Source organism: Micromonospora sp. CPCC 205546, from assembly GCF_036902715.1.
GTDB lineage: Bacteria > Actinomycetota > Actinomycetes > Mycobacteriales > Micromonosporaceae > Micromonospora.
The window spans coordinates 1-1,943 of sequence record NZ_JBAKHL010000149.1; the positions used below are offsets into that span (position 1 = coordinate 1).

1 protein-coding gene is annotated in these 1,943 nt (G+C 72.7%); it reads left to right on the forward strand.

Features of this window, described 5'->3' with window-relative positions; translation table 11 throughout:
* On the forward strand, positions 1 to 1,943 hold a 1,943-nt coding region (locus V6U77_RS29740; RefSeq protein ID WP_334610054.1), incomplete at both ends, for a condensation domain-containing protein.

A 1,943-nucleotide genomic window follows, 5' to 3' on the forward strand; every position in this document is an offset into this window, starting at 1 on the left:
GCCCGACGGGGCGGTGGAGTTCGTCGGGCGGATCGACCACCAGGTGAAGATCCGCGGCTACCGGATCGAACTCGGCGAGATCGAGTCGGTCGTCGGGGGCACCGACGGCGTCGGCGACGCGGTCGCCCTGGTCGGCGAGTCGGACCGGCTGGTGGCGTTCTACCGCCCGGCCGCCTCGGCGACGCCGGGCCTGCTGGACCGGGTCCGGCAGCGCTGCGCGGAGCACCTGCCCGAGTACATGATCCCGGCCGAGTTCGTGGCCGTGGAGGCGATCCCGCTCAACGCCAACGGCAAGGTCGACCGCGCCGCCCTCTGGGACGCCGCCGAGCCGGCGCACCGGCAGCACGTCGCCCCGGCGACGGAGCTGGAGGCGCGGCTGGCGGAGATCTGGGGCCGGGTGCTCCAGTTGGAGCAGGTCAGCACCCAGGACAGCTTCTTCGACCTCGGCGGTCACTCCATCAGCGCCATCGCGCTCGTGGGCGCGCTGCGCGGCGCCGGGCACCCGGTCTCGGTACGCGACGTCTTCGTGCACCGGACCGTCGCCGCCCTGGCGCGGCACCTCGCTGGCGGGGACGACGTCGAGGCGGCGCCCGCCTTCCGGGCGGTCGCCCCGTTCAGCCTGCTCGACGACGCCGACCGGGCCGCCCTGCCCGCCGGGCTCGCCGACGCGTACCCGTGCGCACAGGTGCAGCTCGCCATGCTGGTGGTCACCCTGTCCGACTCGGAGCGGCGCACCTACCACAACGTGTCGGCGTTCCCGATCCGCGACGAGCACGCCTTCGACGGCGACGCGCTGCGTCGGGCCGTACGGACCGTCGTGGACCGGCACGAGATCCTGCGTACCTCCTTCGACCTGACCGGCTTCTCGGTGCCGATGCAGCTCGTGCACGCCGAGGTGCCCGTCGACGTCACGCTGCTCGACCTGCGCGACGGCACGGACGAGGAGGCCGAGACCCGGCTGCGGGCGTACCTGGCCGCCGAGCGGTCCCGGCCGTTCACGCCCGACCAGGTCCCGCAGATGCGCATCGCCGGGGCGGCCGGCCGCAACGACACGTGGTGGTTCGTGCTGACCATGTCGCACGGCATCCTCGAGGGCTGGAGCCACCACTCGCTGCTGATGGAGATCCTCGACAACTACCGCAGCCTGCGCGACACCGGAGCGCCGGCCGCGTTCGAGGCGCCCCCGGTCCGCTACGCCGACTTCGTGGCCGGCGAGATCGAGGCGCTGGCGTCGGCCGAGGACCGCGACTACTGGCAGGGCGTCGTCGCCAAGCCGGTCTTCGAGCTGCCCGCCGGCTGGGGCGAGGACGAGTCGGTCCCCGAGTACGAGTGCGGCACCCGCGTCCCCCTGCACGACCTCATGGACGACCTGCGCGAGCTGGCCAGCCGTACCGACACGTCGCTGAAGAGCGTGCTGCTGGCCGCGCACCTGAAGGTGATGAGCCAGCTCACCGCCGAGCCGGTGTTCACCAGCGGGCTGGTCAGCCACGGCCGGCCCGAGGTGACCGGCGCCGACCGCGTCTACGGGATGCACCTGAACACGCTGCCGTTCGTGCACGACGCGGGCGCGCGGACCTGGCGGGAGCTGATCCGCAACACCTTCGCCGGGGAGCTGGAGCTGTGGCCGCACCGCCGCTACCCGCTGCCGGCCGTGCAGCGCCTCGGTGACGGGCGCCGGCCGATCGAGATCCTCTTCAACTACCTCGACTTCGAGCAGGTCGACACCGAGCGGGTCGACTTCGAGGACGCCATCTACGAGGCCAGCGGCGAGTTCGGCCTGCACGTCTCCACGCTCGGCGGGGTGCTCAACATCCTGGCCCGGCCGCACCAGGTCAGCTATCCCAACGTCCTGCGCCTCGGTGGCATGTACCGGGCGGTGTTGGAGGCGATGGTCGCCGACGTGGACGGTGACGCGTCGGTGGTGTGTCTGCCGGCGGGTGAGG